The sequence below is a fragment of the Streptomyces sp. Tek67B01 genome (assembly GCF_055231995.1).
Genome location: NZ_JBUYUY010000001.1, coordinates 110,890 through 130,147 on the forward strand (window position 1 = coordinate 110,890; position 19,258 = coordinate 130,147).

12 protein-coding genes and 5 pseudogenes are annotated in these 19,258 nt (G+C 67.1%); 11 read left to right on the top strand and 6 right to left on the bottom strand.

Annotated elements, in window-relative coordinates; genetic code table 11:
* The first annotated feature begins 351 nt into the window (after positions 1–351).
* A pseudogene (locus tag ACV7NM_RS00590) lies at positions 352–1,561 on the top strand (IS3 family transposase).
* A gap of 268 nt (positions 1,562–1,829) precedes the next feature.
* Here ACV7NM_RS00590 and ACV7NM_RS00595 read toward each other — a convergent pair.
* A complete protein-coding gene (locus ACV7NM_RS00595; RefSeq protein ID WP_463408330.1) occupies positions 1,830–2,264 on the bottom strand; it encodes a winged helix-turn-helix transcriptional regulator in 435 nt (144 codons plus the stop codon).
* 137 nt (positions 2,265–2,401) lie between these two features.
* On the opposite strand from ACV7NM_RS00595, the gene ACV7NM_RS00600 reads away from it, so the two are divergent.
* Complete coding sequence (locus ACV7NM_RS00600; RefSeq protein ID WP_463408331.1) at positions 2,402–3,292, top strand: enoyl-CoA hydratase/isomerase family protein; 891 nt, start codon at positions 2,402–2,404, stop codon at positions 3,290–3,292.
* 447 nt (positions 3,293–3,739) lie between these two features.
* On the opposite strand, the gene ACV7NM_RS00605 is transcribed toward ACV7NM_RS00600, so the two are convergent.
* Positions 3,740–4,186, bottom strand: coding sequence for a phospholipase (locus ACV7NM_RS00605; protein ID WP_463408332.1), 447 nt, complete (start codon positions 4,184–4,186; stop codon positions 3,740–3,742).
* Between the two features lie 415 nt (positions 4,187–4,601).
* On the opposite strand from ACV7NM_RS00605, the gene ACV7NM_RS00610 reads away from it, so the two are divergent.
* From ACV7NM_RS00610 to ACV7NM_RS00625, 4 genes are all read left to right on the top strand, one after another.
* Entirely contained in the window at positions 4,602–5,261 is a 660-nt protein-coding gene (locus ACV7NM_RS00610) for a hypothetical protein (protein WP_463408333.1), read from the top strand.
* Positions 5,262–5,596: 335 nt separating this feature from the next.
* Positions 5,597–6,754, top strand: coding sequence for a PucR family transcriptional regulator (locus tag ACV7NM_RS00615; RefSeq protein WP_463408334.1), 1,158 nt, complete (start codon positions 5,597–5,599; stop codon positions 6,752–6,754).
* A gap of 1,053 nt (positions 6,755–7,807) precedes the next feature.
* Positions 7,808–9,469, top strand: coding sequence for a glycoside hydrolase domain-containing protein (locus tag ACV7NM_RS00620; RefSeq protein ID WP_463408335.1), 1,662 nt, complete (start codon positions 7,808–7,810; stop codon positions 9,467–9,469).
* Between the two features lie 145 nt (positions 9,470–9,614).
* Positions 9,615–10,352 (top strand): D-Ala-D-Ala carboxypeptidase family metallohydrolase, encoded by a 738-nt coding sequence (locus tag ACV7NM_RS00625; protein WP_463408336.1) that lies wholly within the window; start codon positions 9,615–9,617, stop codon positions 10,350–10,352.
* Between the two features lie 962 nt (positions 10,353–11,314).
* On the opposite strand, the pseudogene ACV7NM_RS00630 reads toward ACV7NM_RS00625, so the two are convergent.
* Positions 11,315–12,147 (bottom strand): annotated as a pseudogene (locus ACV7NM_RS00630) (IS5 family transposase).
* 248 nt (positions 12,148–12,395) lie between these two features.
* Positions 12,396–13,042 (bottom strand): annotated as a pseudogene (locus tag ACV7NM_RS00635) (IS5 family transposase); the annotation flags it as partial.
* Positions 13,043–13,178: 136 nt separating this feature from the next.
* Between ACV7NM_RS00635 and ACV7NM_RS00640 the strand changes: the two are divergent.
* The 3 genes and pseudogenes from ACV7NM_RS00640 to ACV7NM_RS00650 form a co-directional block, all read left to right on the top strand.
* Positions 13,179–13,910, top strand: coding sequence for a hypothetical protein (locus tag ACV7NM_RS00640; RefSeq protein ID WP_463408337.1), 732 nt, complete (start codon positions 13,179–13,181; stop codon positions 13,908–13,910).
* Positions 13,911–14,077: 167 nt separating this feature from the next.
* A pseudogene (locus tag ACV7NM_RS00645) lies at positions 14,078–15,057 on the top strand (IS5 family transposase).
* 7 nt (positions 15,058–15,064) lie between these two features.
* Positions 15,065–15,686, top strand: a pseudogene (locus ACV7NM_RS00650) (IS110 family transposase); the annotation flags it as partial.
* An 82-nt stretch (positions 15,687–15,768) separates the two neighbouring features.
* On the opposite strand, the gene ACV7NM_RS00655 reads toward ACV7NM_RS00650, so the two are convergent.
* Positions 15,769–16,005 (bottom strand): cold-shock protein, encoded by a 237-nt coding sequence (locus ACV7NM_RS00655; RefSeq protein WP_463408338.1) that lies wholly within the window; start codon positions 16,003–16,005, stop codon positions 15,769–15,771.
* A gap of 1,347 nt (positions 16,006–17,352) precedes the next feature.
* Here ACV7NM_RS00655 and ACV7NM_RS00660 point away from each other — a divergent pair.
* Complete coding sequence (locus tag ACV7NM_RS00660) at positions 17,353–17,691, top strand: helix-turn-helix domain-containing protein (RefSeq protein WP_463408339.1); 339 nt, start codon at positions 17,353–17,355, stop codon at positions 17,689–17,691.
* A gap of 589 nt (positions 17,692–18,280) precedes the next feature.
* A complete protein-coding gene (locus ACV7NM_RS00665; protein WP_463408340.1) occupies positions 18,281–18,571 on the top strand; it encodes a chaplin in 291 nt (96 codons plus the stop codon).
* A gap of 368 nt (positions 18,572–18,939) precedes the next feature.
* On the opposite strand, the gene ACV7NM_RS00670 is transcribed toward ACV7NM_RS00665, so the two are convergent.
* The gene (locus tag ACV7NM_RS00670) at positions 18,940–19,113 is read right to left on the bottom strand and encodes a hypothetical protein (protein ID WP_463408341.1); all 174 of its coding nucleotides are present in this window, start codon (positions 19,111–19,113) and stop codon (positions 18,940–18,942) included.
* Positions 19,114–19,258: the final 145 nt, after the last annotated feature.

Genomic DNA, 19,258 nt, shown 5'->3' on the forward strand with positions numbered 1-19,258 from the left:
AGGACGAAGCGACCGAAAAGCCGCTCCAGAAATACTTTCGATACATGCCCTACTGATCTTTTCGTAAGTTCGGTGGGTGTGGTGGGCGGATGGTCAAGCCGGTATGGGCGAGGAATGACCATGGCAGTCGGGGGTTGGTGTTGATGCGAGCCAGTCCTGTTCGGCGACCCAGGCCCGCATCGCCCGGCTCCAGTGGGCGGACAGGCCGTCCCAGACCAGGACCACTCGCTCGCCGCGGCAGAACACCTTGATTTGCTCCAGGACCTCGATGAGTCCGGCGGTGGACCTTGACCCCGGATTTTGGACACCGGAGACACTTGGATCTTGATGGTCCAGGAGAACGGAGTCCCTGTGGGGATGAAGCATTACCCCGCCGAGTTCAAGGCGGACGCCGTCGCGTTGTACCGCTCGAGGCCGGGAGCGACGATCAAGTCGGTCGCCGCTGATCTCGGGGTGAACACCGAGACGCTGAGGAACTGGATCCGGGCCGCCGACGGCCGCCGACCCGGCGCCCACTCCGCACCGCCGGCCACCTCGCAGGCCGTCGGCGACGCCGTTCAGGCGGAGCTGGCCGCCGCCCGCAAGAGGATCCGCGAGCTCGAGGAAGAACGGGACATTCTCCGCAAGGCGGCCCGGTATTTCGCGACGGAGACGCGCTGGTGAACCGCTACCAGTTCGTTGACGATCACCAGCGCCGTCACGGCGTGAAGCGGCTCTGCGATATCCTCGGCCTGGCCCGCTCGAGCTTCTACTACTGGCGTCGCACCGCGGCCGCGAGAGCGGCCAGGCAAAGCGTCGAGGCCGGGCTCGCGGCCCGGATACGCAAGATCCACCAGGACTCCGACGGCACCTACGGGGCCCCCGGAATCACCGCGGAACTCCGTGACGAGGAGGGTCCTGTGGTCAACCACAAACGAGTCGCCAGATCATGCGGACCATCGGGCTCGAGGGAGTCCGGTTGCGCCGCCGGCACCGCACCACCGTCGCGGACCAGTCCGCGGCGAAGGCACCGGACCTGATCGGCCGTGACTTCACCGCAGCCGACGTCAACAGAAAGTACGTCGGCGACATCACATACTTGCCGGTCAGCGGCGCGAAGCCGCTCTACCTCGCGACCGTCATCGACTTGTGCTCGCGCCGGCTGGCCGGATGGGCGATCGCCGATCACCTGCGAACCGAGCTCGTCATTGACGCCCTGGCGGCAGCCGAGCGGACCCGTGGAAACCTGGCCGGAGCGATCATGCACACGGACCACGGATCCCAATATTCGAGCAGGGCCTTCGCTGAAATCTGCAGGTCAGCCGGGATCCGGCAGAGCATGGGCGCGATCGGATCCAGTGCCGACAACGCAGCCGCAGAAAGCTTCAACGCCGCCTTCAAGAGGGAGACGCTGAAAGGCCGCAAAGCCTGGTCGAGCGAGCGCGAGGCCAGGCTCGACGCGTTCCGCTGGCTGACCCGATACAACACCCGCCGCCGGCACTCGGGCCTCGGCCACCGGTCCCCGATCGCCTACGAGAGCGACCTCCAGCCAGCTGCAACTACCCTGACCCAAGCCGCATAGACGTGTTCAAAATCCGGGGTCAAGGCCCCACGGCCACCACACCCACCGAACTTACGAAAAGATCAGGTAGTCCCGGATGCCGGTCCGTTCGCGCAGCCGCTGCCACGGCTCGTCGAACGGGGTCGCCGAGACCGTTCACTGGGCGGCGTATGAGCCGTGGGTCGGGCCATGCCACCCTCGTAGTTCGCGTCCTTCTCGGACCGACGCTGGAGCCGTGGATGACCGCCTGGGCCCGGAAATTCCAATAGACCGCTGGATCGCTGGCGGGCTATGTCGCGTGGTAGTGGACGTCCCTCGCGTCGAGGTAGGTGCCGCAGTCCGAGCAGCGCAGGATCTGTTCGATTGCGCCGCCGTCGGCGCGGTGCGTCAGGGTCAGGGGTGGCTCATCGGAGAGCCACCGGTCTCCCCAGCTCATGAGGGCAACGGTGACGCCGTACAGGTCACGCCCTTTGTCGGTCAGCAGGTATTCCTCGCGTGGCGGGCGCTCGCTGTACGGGCGGCGGTTCAGGATGCCGTGTCCGACGAGCTTGTCCAGACGGTCGGAGAGCATGTTGCGGGCTATGCCGAGGTTGCGCTGGAAGTCGGCGAAACGCCGCACGCCAAAGAAGCACTCACGCAGGATCAGGAAGGTCCAGCGGTCTCCGACCTGGTTCAGGGCGGCCTCGACGGAGTCGCGTCGCGTCAGCCGATCCTGCTCAGCCATCCCCAAGCCCTTCCCTGTGATTGCTTGAGTCATCACCCTACGCCGGTCGGTTGCAAATTGCGACCGTGTCACTCTATGGTCGGTAGCGAATTGAAACCGACTGCCCAGGAGTATCAGTGACCGATCCGGATGGACTCATGTCAGCCCCACATGCGGGAGCTCCCACATCCCACAACGTCAGTGCGTACGAACAGCTCCTCGTCGAGGAGGACGGTCCGGTCGCACGGATCACCCTCAACCGGCCGCTGGCACGCAACGCCCTGTCGATCGCCCTCTCCGACGAACTGATCCACGCGCTGGAGGTGGTCCGGGACAGCCGGAACATCAAAGTCCTGGTGATCCAGGGCGCCGGCGGCACGTTCTGCGCGGGTGACGACATCACGGAGATGCACCGATGGGGCGACGCCAACGACGTCATGCGCCGCGTCACCGGCTACCAGCACATGGCCGACACCCTGGAGGAGCTCGACAAGGTCACCATCGCCAAGGTGAACGGGTTCGCGGTGGGTGGCGGGCTGGAGATCACCATGGCATGCGACTTCGTGGTCGCCGCCTACAGCGCGAAGTGGGGCATGCCAGAGGTCGACGTCGGCATCACCCCGGGATGGGGCGGCACCACCCGAATGGCGCGGCTCATCGGGCGGCGGCTGACCAAGGAGATCAACCTCCTCGGTGCCCTACACCCCGCCTCCCGGGCTGCGGAGCTCACCTTGTGGAACCGGGTCGTGCCCGACGACCGCCTCGACACTGAAGTGAACGAACTGGTGGAAGTGCTGCTGAACAAAAATCAGCAGGCAGTCCGACAACTGAAGTTCATCATCAACAGCGGCGTCGAAGCAGACCTGAAAACCGCTCAGGCCTTCGAAAAGCTCAGCGCAGGACTGACCGGAGCCGTCAACGGCGGCTGGCAGGTCAACGACGCCGACCAGGCAGCCGGAATACTCGCCTTTCGCGACAAGGACACGCTCTGGCAAGAACGGCGCGCACTGGCCAGGAACTTCTGGACCGACGGCCCCGTCACCGCCTGAGAGCTCGTATCGCGATCACGGGTGGCTCTTCTCGCGGCGACGGCGGCAGATGAGGCTGCCGGCGCCGAAGACGGGGGTGCAGGCCGCGCACGGAGTCCGGTCCTGCATTCCCAGCGGACAGCAGGGCGTTTGAAGTGGTGGGGCAGGGACGGCAGGGTCTCGTCACCACGTACTGGGCTTGCCCACAGCCCTGGACGGTGGACCGTCACCATCAAACGACCGGCTTCCGTGTCCGATCTTGGCGACTGCCGACTCTTCTGGTCTGTTCCTGAAGTCGGGAACAGGCGTGGGCGCGGTTCATGTCGTGCCCCACGACGCCGTTGGGCGTTGCGGTCTGTCGGGGTGGGCGAGGAGCGCGGCGCGACGCGTGGCGCATCGGCCGCTCTCTGCTCACTTTGCCGGCCCACTGACTACGGCTCTTGGTGCAACGCGGGTCGGCCGGGCGGGTCAGCCGAACTGCTTGACTGCCTTGTAGTACGTCCAGGCGAGGCTGTTGCAGGACGCCTTCTTCGAGGTGCTGTATCCGTGTGAACCGCACACCCGCTTGAGGTCCTCGTAGAGCATGCTGTCCAGCCGGGGCTTGTTGGCGTCGAACTGTCCGGCGGCTCTGTAGTTGCGGTAACCGAAGTCGTGCCGAGCGCAGGAGAGGTTGAACGGGAAGCCCAGCGGATTGTCGGGCGACGAGGAGCAGTAGTCCGTGGACCAGTTGAAGCCGTACGCCGACCAGGACCCCTCGTTGTTGCGCGCCGACATGAAGGCGTTGTAACTGATGGCGCTGGTCTGGGTCCAGCTGGACAGGACATGCGATTTGTCGGCGGGAGCTGCCGAAGCCGGTGCTGTGGCACCGGCCCAGGCAAGCAGAGTGGCGGCCGGAATGGCCAGGATTGCGGACATGCGACGTATCACGCGCTACCTCCGGGAGCTGGCGGCCCGCGATTCGGCGGCCGCGCATCGGCAGGAGTGCATCACGTATGGCGGCGTCGGCCTATGCGCAACGAGGAAAACCTGGCGGCCCGACAATTGCCCTTCTGCGCAAAGCACCTTCGAGTGCGGATATTGTTGCCTGCAGCCCTTGCTTGTCGCGCCCACTGTGATGAATGCTTGGCTCGCCTGTCAGGTGCACGGCACGTGCTCTGGCGGAAGAGAGGTGTACCGGCTCCCGGTCCCTCTTCCGCAGGAGTGTGCATACGGTCGCTGCGGGCGCCGGCAGGATTGACGCTTTGACCGCTGCTGCGCAATTCCGAGCCTGCGTAACCATGCTGCCGACTCGTCACCGGGTAACCATTTCATGCCAAGGGAAGGAATTTCCATGTCGAGACGAGTTCGTGCCTCGCTCATCGGGTTGTCATTGGCGGCCGCGGTGGGTGTGGCCGTGCCCCTGCTGGTGCAGGGGCCCTCCGCCGAAGCCGCGGTCCGTAAGCATGTGTCGGCCGATTACACACTGTTGCGGCGGGCCCCGCACTCGTACGTTCTGGGTACGGCGTACCGCAACTGGACGATCGACGTGCAAGGCGAGCAGAGCGGCGGGTACCGGTGGGGCCGGGTGTACGGGGACCTCAACGCGTGCCTGTGGACGTTCTCGGGAGCGGTCGCCGGAAGTGCGTCCGCCGCCGACGGTTGTGGCGCTGCGGCCACGCTGCCGACCTCGCTGTTCACCAACGGCCAGATCGGGGGCTCCGCCGATGACGGAGCGACCGTGGCCACCGTGGCACGGGCCGGCTGCGGGACCTGGGACGGGTCGCACATCAAGGGGTACGGCAACGTGCAGCCCTGGAAGGTTCCCGCGGTGGCCAGCACGCCGGTGAACGGCCGGATAGTGGTCGGCCAGACCGTCCTGTGGCGCTACGTCTCGCGCGACGGCAAGTGGGTGATGATCCGCGACCCGCGGGCCGACAGCACCGATGGCGTCGGCCAGCAGGGGTGGTACTTCATTCCCCGCGGCTGCCTTCCCGCCGCCCTTCCCGGATAGGGCGCCAGGCGGCTAGCATCGCCGTCGAAATGATGCGGAACCACGCTGTGTAGTACCCGCACGTCTGGGCCCTTCCGGGACTGGTATGGACCGCCACGTCTGCGCCAAGGCCCGGAAGGCCCTTGAGCCTCTCCCGCAGGTCGGTGATCACCCCATCGACGTTCGCGAATTGGGCATCCACACGTTGGAAATGAGCAGTCAGAGCTCGGGCCGCCCATCCCGGTGCGATTCGGGCGTTCCTTCGGTTGTCGATGGAGGTGTGTCACATCAACGATTCCCAGCTCGTCAGGCAGTTGAAGGCCCGACGCGACGTCACTGTCTCAAAGATCCTCGACATGACGGCGAGCGAGATTCCCAAGGTGGCGCAGCTGCATGCGAAACGCCCCAAAGAGATTCCGGGTGAACTGCATTTCGTGACGGTCCGCATGCTCGACTTGTTCGACAACGGCCAAGCTCCCTTCCTCGACTCCGATCTGGAGGTCTTCCGGAACATGGGGTCGCGTCGGTGCCTGTTCGACTCGTTCTCCGCGTCCGACGTTCGAGACGGATTCGAGGTGGGACACCTGGCCGGCCTGCGAGACATTTTGTCGGTGGCGAACTCCAAGAACTACGCAGAGTTCGCGAAGCTGATCACGTACGGGGCCCAGGAGAACGCCCGAATCCTCGCGGCCGCCATGGCGGGCTACCACGATACGGCGCGCGTCGAACGGGGAGAGACCCTCCAAGCCCGCCGACAGCTGCTTGCCGAGTTGCTACGCGCGTCGACCGAGTCCGCGGCGATGGCCGCGGCGGCGGGCATCCTCCTCCCGGAGAGCTATCTCATCCTCGTCTGCAGGTTCTTGCAGGAGGAAGGAGCCCTCCACCGGGCGCTGGACGGGAGCCGGGGCCTGCTCCGGTCCTGGCCCGGGATCCTTTGGTCCACACAGGCGCGACGAGACGAAATGATGGTGCTTCTACCGGTGAACGGGGACGAGGACGCTGCGGAAGCCCTGTCCGCCGAGCTGGTGACCGCAGCGTCTCGAAAGGTGCGGTCCGTACGTGCCGCCCATGCCCTGGCCACCACTGTGGGATCGGTACCCGAAACGCTGCGAGAGCTGCAGCAGACCATGTCCGTGGTGGTGGCGATGCCCGATGCACAGGCACGCCCCTACAAGGCGGCCGAACTGGTGATAGAGCTCGCCATCTCCCGACAGGCGGCACTGCAGAACCGGCTCGTCGACTTCCTGGCACCGCTCGAACAGGGGACCGATCTGCGTCTCACCCTCGACGAGCTGTTCTTCCACGAGCTGGACCGGGAAAAGACCGCCAAAGCCTTGAACATCCACCGAAGAACCCTAAGTTACCGCCTTCAGAAAATTCGGGAGTTCAGCGGGCTCGATCCCAGCACTCCGCACGGCATCCAACTCCTTCGGGCAGCGATGACGGCAGCGAACCTCTCCTCTTCCAGGGTTGACGACTCCGAAACTCATCTTGCTCCCCACAGCATGCCCTGACGGAGGAGAGCCCTGCGCGCCACCGACTTCCGGCGGCGTCGACAACCCCGTCTCCGCCCTCGAGGCCCCTATACCTCTCACGATCCGAGATCCGCCTGTCTGGAAGGCGGGGGTAGCAACGCCCAGTCGGCACGGCGGCCTGGGTGCCGCGGCGCTGGTGTAGACGGCGTTGTTCGCCGGAACGGCCCATGCCGAACCCGGTCCCGGCGGAAAAGCCCCCGAAGCACGATGTGTTCGTCTGCGACTCCGCCACCATGCATACCGACATCACCGGCCGTCGGCCGGTGGTCGCCAAGCGTGCGCTCCACCGGGGGGGGACAAGGTCGGTCACACCATGGCGGCGCACACACGGGCGGTCGGCGATGCACGGCTTCGGCCCCAACGACTGGCGCCGCCTGCGTCGCGACTGCATCGGCGGCTTCGTTTCATGGTAGCCCGCAGGCTACTTGAACCCACCTGTCCACTCGAACAAGGAAAGATAGGGCGTGAAGATTCCACGTGATGCGCCACTGGACCGACCGCCAAAGGGCCGGTCGTGGCGGTGATCCTCGGCACGACCTCCTCCGCAAGCGCCGACAACGGCCACGTCGGGCGACCAAGACCGTCTGCGCGACCGACCTGTGCTTCAAGGTCCCAAGCCGACCTGGCACTTGGATGGGCCACCTGCACCGCGGCGACAGGATGAGCCTGGAGCAGCGCAACGGCAACCAGGTCCGCGGAAACTCCGAGAAGCACAACAGGACCAGCTGGGTGGAGGACTGCTGGTTCTGCTGAGCCCGCTCGACAGAAGGTCGAAGTACATCAGCCCGTCTCGCAATGACGTTCGCCACTGGCCACCGTTCGTCTGCCCGTCCGGTCCGCGCAGCAGCGATGTGACGAACATCGCTGAAACCGGGCTGGGCCGACAACCCTGCCCCGGCGGCCGCCCTCGTGTCCCCGTGACACGAACGCATCTGCCCCCTCAAGGAGACTCCCCCCATGCACGTTGCTCCGGTCAGACCCCTGTACGCCTGGATGACAGCGTTATCGGTCATCGCCGCCGGCGGATCGACCGTGTCTTCCGTCCATGCCGAAAGCGGCACCCGCACGGTCGTGTATCACGGCTACGAGGTGGAGATACCGCAGACGTGGGAGGTCATCGACCTCGTCGAGCACCCGCGGTCATGCGTCCGCTTCGACCGTCCGGCGGTCTACCTCGGCCACCCCGGAGACCAGACGGACTGCCCCGCCGGCCTCGTCGGCCGCACCGAGGGCCTCGTCATCGAACCCCTCGACGTCACCTCCGCCGCTCGCACCGACAACCTCACCGCCCGGGCCCGACCAGGCACCGCGACCGCGCCGACGGCCTCGTCCCGCAACGACCACATCCAAGTGGCCGTCGAAGACGCCGGCATCCTGGTCACCGCAGCCCATACTCCCGCCACCACGGTTGACGTGCGCCGTGTCCTGGACTCAGCCACCCTCACCGAAGCGGCCCGACATGTTCCCCTGCCCCCCGCCCCGCAACCGCCCCAACATGCTCAGACAGCCACTGGACCCCAGCCAGGCAACTTCACTGGCAAGGGCTTCGACACCTGCGCCGCACCGTCCCAGTCCACCATGGACACCTGGCTCGCCCGTTCCCCCTACCGCGCGGTCGGCATCTACATCAGTGGCGCCAGCCGTGCCTGCGGCCAACCCCATCTCACCCCCGCCTGGGTGGGCAACCAGACCGTCAAGGGCTGGCACCTGATCCCCATCGACGTCGGCCGACAAGCCCCCTGCTCCCCGCTCGGCAACAAGATGTCCAACTACCCGGACACCGCCCGCGCCCAGGGCACCGAAGCCGCAGACGTGTCAGCCGCCGCCGCACAAGTCCTCGGCATCCCGGCCGGCAGCGTCCTGTACAGCGACATCGAGGGTTACACCTCGACGGCCTCCTGCAAGGCGGCCGTCCTGTCGTTTCTGTCCGGATGGACGACCCGACTCCATGGCAGGGGCTACCTCTCCGGTGTCTACTCGAGTGCCTCTTCGGGCGTCAAGGACGCCGCCGCCGAGTACGACAACCCCGCCTATACCCGCGTCGATCACATCTGGTTCGCCTGGTGGAACAACTCGGCCGACATCAAAGCCGGTAGTTACGCGCCCTCCGCCGCATGGTCGAACCACCAGCGTATCCACCAATACGCCGGCAACGTCAGCGAGACCTGGGGCGGAGACACCATCAGCATCGACCGCAACTACCTCAACGTGGTCGAAAGCACTCCGGGAACTGTCACTTGTGCCTCCACCAATCTGAACTCCGCCGCCTACTCGACCGTGTCCGCAGGCTCCAATGGCGGCCTGGTCGACACCGCCCAGTGTTTGCTGGAACGGGCCGGCCATACCCCGGGCCCGTCCACGCCCACCGGCACGTTCGACGCTGCGACCGAGGCAGCCACCAAGTCCTTCCAGGGCAGTCGCGGCATCGCCGCCGACGGTGTCATCGGAGCGAAGACGTGGACGGCGCTGCTCTCCCAGGGCGCCACCCCCACCCTGCGGACCGGCTCGAACGGAGAAGCCGTCACGCGGCTGCAGCGCTCGCTGACCGCTGCGCTCGGCCGAACCGTCGGGATCGACGGGACCTTCGGCCCCGCCACGGAACAGGCCGCACGCGACTACCAGACATCGAGGGGTTTCGGCCCGGACGGCATCGTGGGCCCCGGCACCTGGTCAGCTCTGCACGCAGGAAAGTAGGGAGCGCACCGGATCGGCCCAGTGCACCGGGGACCACATCGCCCCGGCAGTCCCGCCACGTACGCCACGTCAGCCACGCGCACCCTGCTCAAAGCCCCCCGCCTCGATCGAATCCCCCCCGTTCCACGACCCAAGGAGAAACCCTGTGCTCCGTCGACCCTTCAGACCTCTCCTAGCCATGATCCTTTTCGCCGGGAGCCTGTTCGCCAGCACCGTGGCCACGGCGGGGGCAGCCCACGCCGACGGCTGCTTCACCTGGACGCGCACCCTGTCGCAGGGGGCCTCTGGCGCAGACGTCACCCAACTGCAGATCCGGGTCGCCGGCTACCCCGGCTCCGGAGAGGTCCTCGGCATCGACGGCGCCTACGGCCCCGCGACCGCCGCCGCTGTGACCCGCTTCCAGAAGGCCTACGGGCTGCCCGCCAACGGCGTCGCCGACAGTGCCACCTTCAGCAAGATCTACGCCTTGCAGGACAACGACTGCACGCCCGTCAACTTCTCTTACGCGGAACTGAACGACTGCAACACCACCTGGGCCGGAGGCGCGGTCTCCGCCGACACCGCCAAGGCCAACGCCCTGCGCACCATGTGGAAACTCCAGGCCATGCGCCACGCTCTCGGCGACGTGCCGATCACGATCACCAGCGGCTTCCGCTCACGCGCGTGCAATGACGCGGTCGGCGGCGCAGCCGACAGCCGACACCTGTACGGAGACTCGGCTGACCTCGCGTTTGGACCGCACTCCCTGTGCAAGCTCGCCCAGCAGGCGCGCAACCACGGATTCGGCGGCATCCTCGGGCCGGGCTACCCCGGCCACGACGACCACACCCACGTCGACCACCGACCCAGCCGCTTCTGGTCGGCGCCCTCCTGCGGCATCTGATGCGCGCCCCTCTCCCTCGGCCGCGGTCGGGGAAGAGGGGCCCCCGGGTATCCCTCGATCGCACGGTGGCCGACAGCGTGGACTGAGATCATTCTGTTCACCAACCGGTGAACAGGCTCGTTGAATATCCCCACCTGGCGCTCACCGGTTCCCCAGACCTGCTGCTCACCTTGATTCCCCACCCCGGCGCGGTGACCTGCGGACGGGCGTCACTCGGGAGGGGCCAGCCGCCCTGACCGTCCTCACACTCCACCACCGGCTCATCCCCCCAACCGCCAACCTCCACCACCAAGACCCTGACCTCCGCCTCAACATCGTCACCGGCCCGGCCCGGCACACACCCCTAACCTCAGCGATCACCAACGCATTCGGCCTCGGCGGCCACAACACCGTCCTCGTCTTCAGCACCCCCTGAACCCCGCCCCAACCCAGCGCAGGTCTCATCATCCTGCCGCCCAGCCGACCCCGCCCTCCCCCTGCCCCACCGAGCCCACCCGGGCAACAGACCAGAGACCCGCACCCGCAGGCGTCGTGCATGGGCCGCCAGGCCAGCGGCCAAGTGACGCGGACCAGTCCGCTCGTGGACATGGAGAGGGCGTGGTGCAGCCGGGTGTGGTCCGGGCCCGCGGGCAGCACGGCCAGTTCGTGGTAGCCGTGGAAGCCCTGTGGCCCGGTGAACTCGAAGCGGATCCAGCGTCCGGGCGCGTACCCGGCCACGGTCTAGCGCACCGGGCCGTGGCCCCCGTCGCATCGAGCCCCAGCAGCCGGTCGAACTCCATCGGGGACCAGTCCCGGCCGGCCCACAGCCGGTCGCCGTCCCCACTCGCCAGTGTGTCGATGAGCGCGCCCACCTCGCTCCCCTTCGCGGACAGCCGGCGCTCGTGCACGTTGTGGACGCCCATGCGTCCTCCCCTCACCACTATTAGAGGTTGTTTTATCCCGCTGTTTTATCTCGGGATCGGCTATTTAGTCTGGTGTGTCGTGTCGCGCCAGGAGATGGTGTTCTCGCCGGTGAGGCGGCGAGCCATGAGGTCGGTCATGGCGGGGTGGGAAGGGTTTCGTAGTCACGGGCCAGGCGGCGGTGGAGCATGAGCCAGCCGTAGGTTCGCTCGACCGCCCAACGTTTAGGGATCGGGGTGAATCCTCTGCTCCCGGGCTTGCGGGCGGTGATCTCCATGTCGATTCCGAGGGTGGCGGCGTGTTCGACGAGGTGCTGGCGGTAGCCTCCGTCCACCCAGACCTTGCGGATGCCGGGGTGGTCGGCGGCGACCTGGTCGATGAGCCGGGTGCCGGCGACGGAGTCCTGCACGCTCGCCGCGGTGACCAGCACCGCGAGGAGAAGGCCGAGCGTGTCGGTGACGATGCTCCGTTTGCGGCCCACGATCTTCTTGCCCGCGTCGATGCCCTGGCCGGAGGCGTGGACGCTGGTGGAGGTCTTGACGCTCTGGGCGTCGATCACACACGCCGAGGGCTCCGCGTCCCGTCCTTCCTTCTCACGGAGAAGCTGCCGGAGAAGTCCGTTGAGCTGGGCGAACACGCCCTCGTCCGCCCATCTGGCGAAGTAGCCGTAGACGCTCTGGTGCGGCGGGAAGTCATGCGGGAGGTAGGCCCACTGACAGCCGGTGCGGTCCACATAGAGGATCGCGTTCATGATCTCGCGCAGGTCGTGCCGCGGAGGCCTGCCGAAGTCCAGGGCCCGACCACGACGCTCGAAGCGCCACGCGGACAGCACCGGCTCGATCAACTTCCAGCGGGCGTCGGAGAGATCACTCGGATACGGGCGTCGCGTCGTCATGATTCCGGCGTACCGCCGCGGACCGAGTGCGCCCAGGCGCGCGGCCGTGGCACCGGAAGCACGCGGGCCGCCAAGGGCCGGACACCCTGGGATGAGACAAGAACAAGAGCCATCCCGCCCCACCCGCCACACCACCCGGCCCACAGGCACCGACTCCACCCATGGTCACGACCGCACCGCGATCGGCCACCTTGAGGATCACATCAATTTCGGGCAATCCAGATGGAAACGACCTCTAAGACGTCGTTTCATTTGGTGAGGCGGCGGTGGCAGATGAGGGCTGCGGCTATGCCGACGAAGGCGAGGAAATGTTCTGCCTTGCGTTCGTAGCGGCGGTGGAGCTGGCGGCAGCCGGCGAGCCAGGACACGGTCCTTTCGACAACCCATCGGTGGCGTCCCAGCCGTTGTGTGGACTCGATGCCGCGGCGGGCGATGCGGTGGCGGATACCGCGCATGCGGAGCCATCTACGCAGGTGGTCGTAGTCGTAACCCTTGTCGGCGTGAAGCTTGCCGGGTCGCCGTCGACGAGGTCCTCGCCTCGATCGGATCGGGGGAATCCCGCGCACCAGCGGCTCCAGGCCCTGACTGTCGTGCATGTTGGCGCCGGAGATGCCCAGCGACAGCGGCAGTCCGTTCCGGTCCGTGATCAGATGGATCTTCGATCCCAACTTGCCGCGATCGGTCGGATTCGGTCCCGTCAAAGGCCCCCTTTTGCGGCCCGGAGACTGACGGAGTCGATCGCGCACCGGGACCAGTCAAGCTCACCGCGGGCGCCGAGTTCATCGAGGATCACGCGGTGGAGCCGGGCCCAGACCCGGGCCCGGCTCCATTGGGCGAAGCGCCGGTAGACCGTCTGCCAACTCGGCCCGAACACCGGCGGTAGCTGCCGCCAGGTGAAGGATCGAAAACGTCGCCGTCTACCTCACCTACACCTCCCGGCACGGTCACGCTGGCATTGACCGCACCCTGTACCTGCCAAGTCATGGACCGGCGACGAAGACCGCCGCCAGGAGGCCGCCGTCCCAGACGAGTTGGGCTTCGCGGCCAAGCCGCAACTGGCCGGGAAGATGATCGAACGCGCCCTGGACGCCGGAGCTCCGGCCGCAGGGGCAGCAGGCGACGAGGTCTACGGGACGACCCGAAACTACGCGCAGCCCTGGAAGCACGCGGGCTCGGCTACGTACTGGCAGTCTCGTGCACCCACCGCGTCCCCACCGCAGCCGGCCCGCAGCGCGCCGACCACCTTGCCAAGAAGATCCCGCGCAGGGCCTGGCAGAAAGCTGTCCGCAAGACGCGGCTCGAAGGGCCACCACTGGTACGACTGGGCCCAGGTCGCGATCACCACCGGTTCCCCGACGGGGCATCAGCACCTGCTGATCCGCCGCAACCGTGCCACCGGGGAGCTGGCCTACTACCGCTGCTACTCGCCCTGTCCGGTTCCGCTGTCCACGCTGGTGAGGGTCGCGGGAAGCCGCTGGACGGTGGAGGAGATGTTCCAGAGCTCGAAGGGACTGGCAGGGCTCGACGAGCACCAGGTGCGGCGCTGGGACTCCTGGCACCGCGGGGTCACCCTCGCCCTGCTCGCCCATGCCTTCCTCGCCGTCACCACCTCCCTCGAACGCCGCGCACAGACCCCCACCGACGACGGGACCAGCCCCGACCGACTGATCCCGCTGACCTGCAACGAGATCCAGCGCCTATTCACCGCTCTCGCCGCCCAGCCCATCCGTGAAATCGCCCACCACCTCCGCTGGTCGACCTGACGCCGACGCCACCAAGCCCGCGCCCGCCACAGCCACTACCAGCGACAAACCGCCTTTCAACCATGAAGATCACGATCTACGGCTGGAGTACTGGGGCCTGTGTGATGTCGTGATCAGGTGTGGGGTATTGCCTTCTTCGTCGGGCGGAACCCGGTAGGACATTGGTCGTGACGCGTAGGCAACTCACCCATGCCCAGTGGAAGTTCATCGAGCCGTACCTGCCGATCGGTAGGTACGGCCCGTATCCCGAGCGGTTGCGGGAGCAGTTCGAAGGGGTGATCTGGCGGTTCAGGTCCAGTGGTCAGTGGCGGGAGATGCCTGCCGAGTTCGGCCCCTGGGCAACCGTCTACGGACGCTTCCGGGTCTGGCGGAACGCCGGTGTCTTCTCCGCCCTGCTGGAAGGTTTGATCGCCGAGGCTGCCGGTGCGGAGCAAACGGACTTGTCACTGGTCAGCGTGGATTCCACGACGGTCCGCGCTCACCACGACGCTGCCGGGATGCGCGTCAGCAAGCACCTCATGGATGCTCTGGAAGAAGCCGCGCAGGAGCAGGAGACAGCCCGACAAAAAGGGGCGGCCAAGAGGAACAGAACGGACATGCCGAGCGCCGGCGCATCCGGCGCCGACGAGCGCTCCGCCTGAAGCAAGCCCTGCTCGGAAGGTCACGGGGCGGGCTGACCAGCAAGATTCATCTCGCTGCGGACCGCAGATGCCGCCCGCTCGCGCTGGTCCTGACCGCCGGACAGGTCGGGGACAGTCCGCAATTCATCCCCGTGCTCAAGAGAGTGCGGGTCCGCCTGCCTGCCAGCCGTCCCCGAACCCGGCCCGGCGCGGTCGCTGCGGACAAGGCCTACTCGTCCCGCGGCAACCGCTCCTACCTGCGCAGACGCGGTATCAAGGCAGTCATTCCGGAGAAGAAGGACCAGGCCGCCAACCGGACAAAGAAGGGCGCCCGAGGCGGCCGGCCCGTCAGCCACGACGCCGACCTCTACAAGGAGCGGAACACCGTCGAACGCCTGATCAACAAGCTGAAAGCCTGGCGAGGGATAGCCACCCGATACGACAAGTCGCCCGACAGCTACCTCGCCGGCCTCCACCTCCGCGCCGCAATGATCTGGATCGACGACCTCCTGAAGAGCACCGAATGATCACGACATCACACAGGCCCTAGACGACGCTGGCGGAAAGCAACTCGCCAAGGTGTGGATTTGCGATGACGCTGCAGGGTTTTCCCAACTCACGGACCTGCTGGCCGAGCATGGCGACAGCGAGGATGCCCCGATCCCGGTGGCGATCGAGACGTCACGGGGACTGCTTGTCGCCTGCCTGCGGGCCACCGGCCGACCGGTCTTCTCGATCAACCCGCTGGCAGTCGCCCGCTACCGGGACCGCCACTCCGTCGCCCGCAAGAAGTCAGACGCCGTCGACGCTGCGGCCCTGGCCAACATCCTGCGAACCGACATGGCCGCCCACCGCCCGCTGCCAGCGGACTCCGAGCTCGTCCAGGCCATTGCCGTGCTCGCCCGGGCCCAACAGGACGCTGTCTAGCCCTGCGGCCGGGCCCACAACAAGCTTCGCTCCCAGCTCAGAGTTCTACCCAGCGATCCTCGACGCCTTCGCCCAGCACAAGCACGGGCTGTGCTCAAGGGAAGCCCGCAGGTTCCTGGCCGCAGCACCGACCCCCACCACGGCTTCGAAACTGACACGGCGGCGCCTGCAGTCGCTGCTCAAGCAGGCCGGCCGGGTCCGCGGAAGCGAGGCCGAAGCCGAAAGGCTTCCACCGTCGAGGCTGAGACGGCGATGGACGGCGGCGCGGGCCGAGACCGGTAGCCGGGATGAGGTCTAGGCGGCCGAAAACCTCAGCAACAAGCCCCATCGCGGCGGAGGTTCTCGGCTCGGACCCCCTGTAGGTCCTCGGTGATGTCGAAGACGACCGTCTCGCCCGCCACCAGCCCCCGGGCACGGCAACACCCCAGAACAGCTGAGGACTCCACGACGGCGTCCGGCTCACCAGCGTCCCGCGCGATGACGCCATGGCCTTCCCCCTGATCGAACCACTTCACAACACCCCTGGGCACGCTGCTCACCTCTCTCACGAGCTGGTGATCCCAGGACTGCTGTCCAGGGCCTCGCGGTTCGTGCAACCGGCGCCATCCCCCGATGTGAGCGAATGCCACCCCAACCGGGAACCGCCGGCGACATCGACGCAGCGTCACCGAACGTGGCAGGGCTCCGCCTTAGGCGGAGCCCTGCCACCCGGACCTTCAAAAACGAGTGTGCCCTGCCCCAAGGTGGGCGGCCCCCTCCAGTCGCTGTCCAGTGACTGACCCTGCGTAGCTCTGGTTTGCTTGCCGCTTCTTGCCGCTTCTTGCCGGTGATGCTGTGGCCGGCTACCTGGCCCGGCCCGATGCCGGAGCCGGCGGCCACCCCGAGGCCCGTCGGATCGGGCCCTTCCAGGCACACCCCTCGCCCACCCATGTCACCGTGCGTGTCCGCGTGCACCACCGAACGGCTGCCTGCACCGACCGGTGGTGGGCGCGCCGCAGTAGCAGCCGCCGTGTTCCCTGTCATGTTCGAGTGCGTCTACCTCGCTTTCGAACAGGCAGAAATCTGTGCCGGCCGGAGTAGACATTGGACGCTTCGGTGGTTATGGTTTCTCTCGTAGCCGAGATCAGAAGGGCCCGGCAGAGATGAACTGCCGGGCAGCAGTACACGCAGTACCGGCAGTTGCAGTTCGCAGGACGGTGCGGTGGTGGAGTGTCGAAGCCAGAGCAGTCGTATGACGGCGACGGGACTGACGACCGGACCGGGTGGCCCGCGGTGATCAGGGGCCGCCATGAGCAGTACCAGCAGTAAAGTATGTGAGTGGTACCTCGGTGAAGGCGTCGGGCTGCGGGCGCGCGCACCGGGAGGTTCGGCAGTGGGGTTCTAAGCCAGAGCGGACGCAGGATGGGCGACGGGGCTGGCTGCCGAAGAGGTGGCGCTGTGTGAGGCCACCGGCAGTACGCAACACCAGCAGTACAAGCAGTTCGCAGTACAGCAGTAAGAGCAGTAAGAGCAGTAAGAGCAGTATCCGCACCACCAGTAGTACGGCAGTACCCGCGTTACAGCAGTTCGCAGTATCGGCAGTATGCAGTTCCCGTTTTGGTAAGTGAGTGATTCAGAGGGAAAGAACGGAGGAGCCAGGCGCCATCAGGATCGCCCGGACGGAAGCATTGAGTTCGGGTACCGCAGGACATCGATAGTGAGGTGGTCTCCGGTCACGCATCCGCGATCCCCGCATCCCCGGCAGCGTTCAGGCCGGCCGTGCGGAAACAGAGGGCCGGCGCAGTATCAGGGCCGGCAGATGGTGTGAGTAGTTCCTTCGGGGCCCGGGTGCCGGTACGGCACCCGGGCCCCTCAGCGTGTGCGACTCCGGCGCGTTCAACCGACAGAGAGGTTCGATGACAGCAGACGACACGTTCGGCCGTCTCGATGACGACGACTACCCCGCCTACACGATGGGCCGGGCCGCCGACATGCTCGGCACCACCCAGGGCTTCCTCCGCGCCATCGGCGAACACCGTCTCATCACCCCCTTGCGCTCCCCGGGCGGCCACCGCCGCTACTCCCGCTACCAGCTCCGCATCGCCGCCCGAGCCCGCGAACTCGTAGACCAGGGCACCCCCATCGAGGCGGCCTGCCGCATCGTCATCCTCGAAGACCAGCTCGAAGAAGCCCAACGCATCAACGCCGAACATCGGCGCACCACCGGATCCCCGACCCCACCGGCCGCAGCCTGACGACAGCGGTCGACGTTCGGTCCCGCATCGCTCCCAGGTGTGCCGGCCGTGTCGCGGAACCGATTCTGCTCCGGCTTGCCGAGGATGGAATGCATGCGCTGCCCCGGATGTCCCGAGCTCCGGGGCAGCGCATGCGTCTGGGCTGCTCAGCCACGGGCGGGCGCTTGGTCCGCACGGCCCTGGACCCGTGTCCCCGTCTCTCGCCCGGCCGCGGTGTCGACCTCCCGTGTGGCGAACAGGTCAGACGGGGGCGCAACCTGTCAGATGTCAGGACCGGGGCCCGCCTTCCCCGAAGCTCGGTACTCGGCGAAGGGTGTGCGGTTCCGCGCTCAGCCGGCTGCCACTCGGAACGACACCGCCGCCGGCCTCCGGCTCACCCTGACGGTGTTGGGACCAGTCACGTGGGCTACCGGGTGTGCCCCGTTCGCGGCGTGTGATCGTCCCCATCCAAACCTCCTCCGGTTCGGCGGTCGGATGTCTGTCGGGTCACTGGTTCGGCCCATTGCCCGTGACGGATGGGCGGTTGGGGCGGTTGTGGGGTGCGTCGTCCGAGCAGTTTCCCGGTAATTGAGAGTTCAAGGAGATTTTGATGTCGCGTTTCACCAAGGCCGTGGCCGTTACCGCCGCCGCCGGTGCTCTTCTGGCGGGCGGGGCCGGCATGGCTGCCGCCGATGCCGAGGCCGAGGGCGCTGCCATCGGCTCCCCGGGTGTCCTGTCCGGCAATGTCGTCCAGGTGCCCATCCACATCCCGGTCAACGTCTGCGGCAACACCGTCAACGTCGTCGGCCTCCTCAACCCGGCCTTCGGCAACGTCTGCATCAACAAGAGCGACGGCCGCAAGGACGACCGCTACAAGGCCGAGCACCACGACGGGTACTGACAGCACCAGGTTCTGGATGTGGCGCGCTCATCACGCCGCCACATCCAGCGTCGCGCAGCCGCCGCGACCGCCTGTACAGATCGGCCTCCCCCGCCTCCTCCGGGGGAGGCCGCTCCCATGACGGGATGCGGCACGGTGCAGCCGCACCTGTACCGATCGCGAGGCGGGGGAGGCCGCGCCGGCTGCGGGAGGCGGCGCCCCGGGCACTGCCCGGTCCGCGGGCGCACCGCCGACCGGACCAGCAGGCCGGTTCTCCACGACGGTGCCGGGAGCGGGAACCGGCGGCGTCCGCCGTCACTCGGATGGGTCGGCCGTTCTTCGGGCTTCGGGGCGGGATCAAGCGGTGGCCGCCGGGTCCCCGACCGATGTCAGCTCCTGGTGATGGCCATGCCCAGGAAGATGCCGACGATCAGGGCCGCGGAGCCGACCGCCATGACGGACCAGGTGCCAACGTGAGCGGCTGCCTGCGTGGCCTGCGGACCGGCAAGGGTGGCCTGCTGCGCGGCCATGGCCGTCTCCAAGCCTTGGACCTTGCTCTCCACGATCGTCTTCCTCCCAAGGGGTGCGGCGCCGACCGGTTCGGCGCAGTTTCGGGTGCCATCTCTACCCTCGGCCCTGTGCCGCGCTCCGCGGCCGGAAGTGATTCCCTCGTTCGCCGCAGGTTCGCCGCAGACCTGTCGTGCGCTT

Coding starts and splice junctions, on each gene's coding strand:
- ACV7NM_RS00595 (WP_463408330.1), bottom strand. CDS start 2,264: ATGGCTGAGCAGGATCGGCTGACGCGACGCGACTCCGTCGAGGCCGCC.
- ACV7NM_RS00600 (WP_463408331.1), top strand. CDS start 2,402: ATGTCAGCCCCACATGCGGGAGCTCCCACATCCCACAACGTCAGTGCG.
- ACV7NM_RS00605 (WP_463408332.1), bottom strand. CDS start 4,186: ATGTCCGCAATCCTGGCCATTCCGGCCGCCACTCTGCTTGCCTGGGCC.
- ACV7NM_RS00610 (WP_463408333.1), top strand. CDS start 4,602: ATGTCGAGACGAGTTCGTGCCTCGCTCATCGGGTTGTCATTGGCGGCC.
- ACV7NM_RS00615 (WP_463408334.1), top strand. CDS start 5,597: ATGACGGCGAGCGAGATTCCCAAGGTGGCGCAGCTGCATGCGAAACGC.
- ACV7NM_RS00660 (WP_463408339.1), top strand. CDS start 17,353: ATGACAGCAGACGACACGTTCGGCCGTCTCGATGACGACGACTACCCC.
- ACV7NM_RS00665 (WP_463408340.1), top strand. CDS start 18,281: ATGTCGCGTTTCACCAAGGCCGTGGCCGTTACCGCCGCCGCCGGTGCT.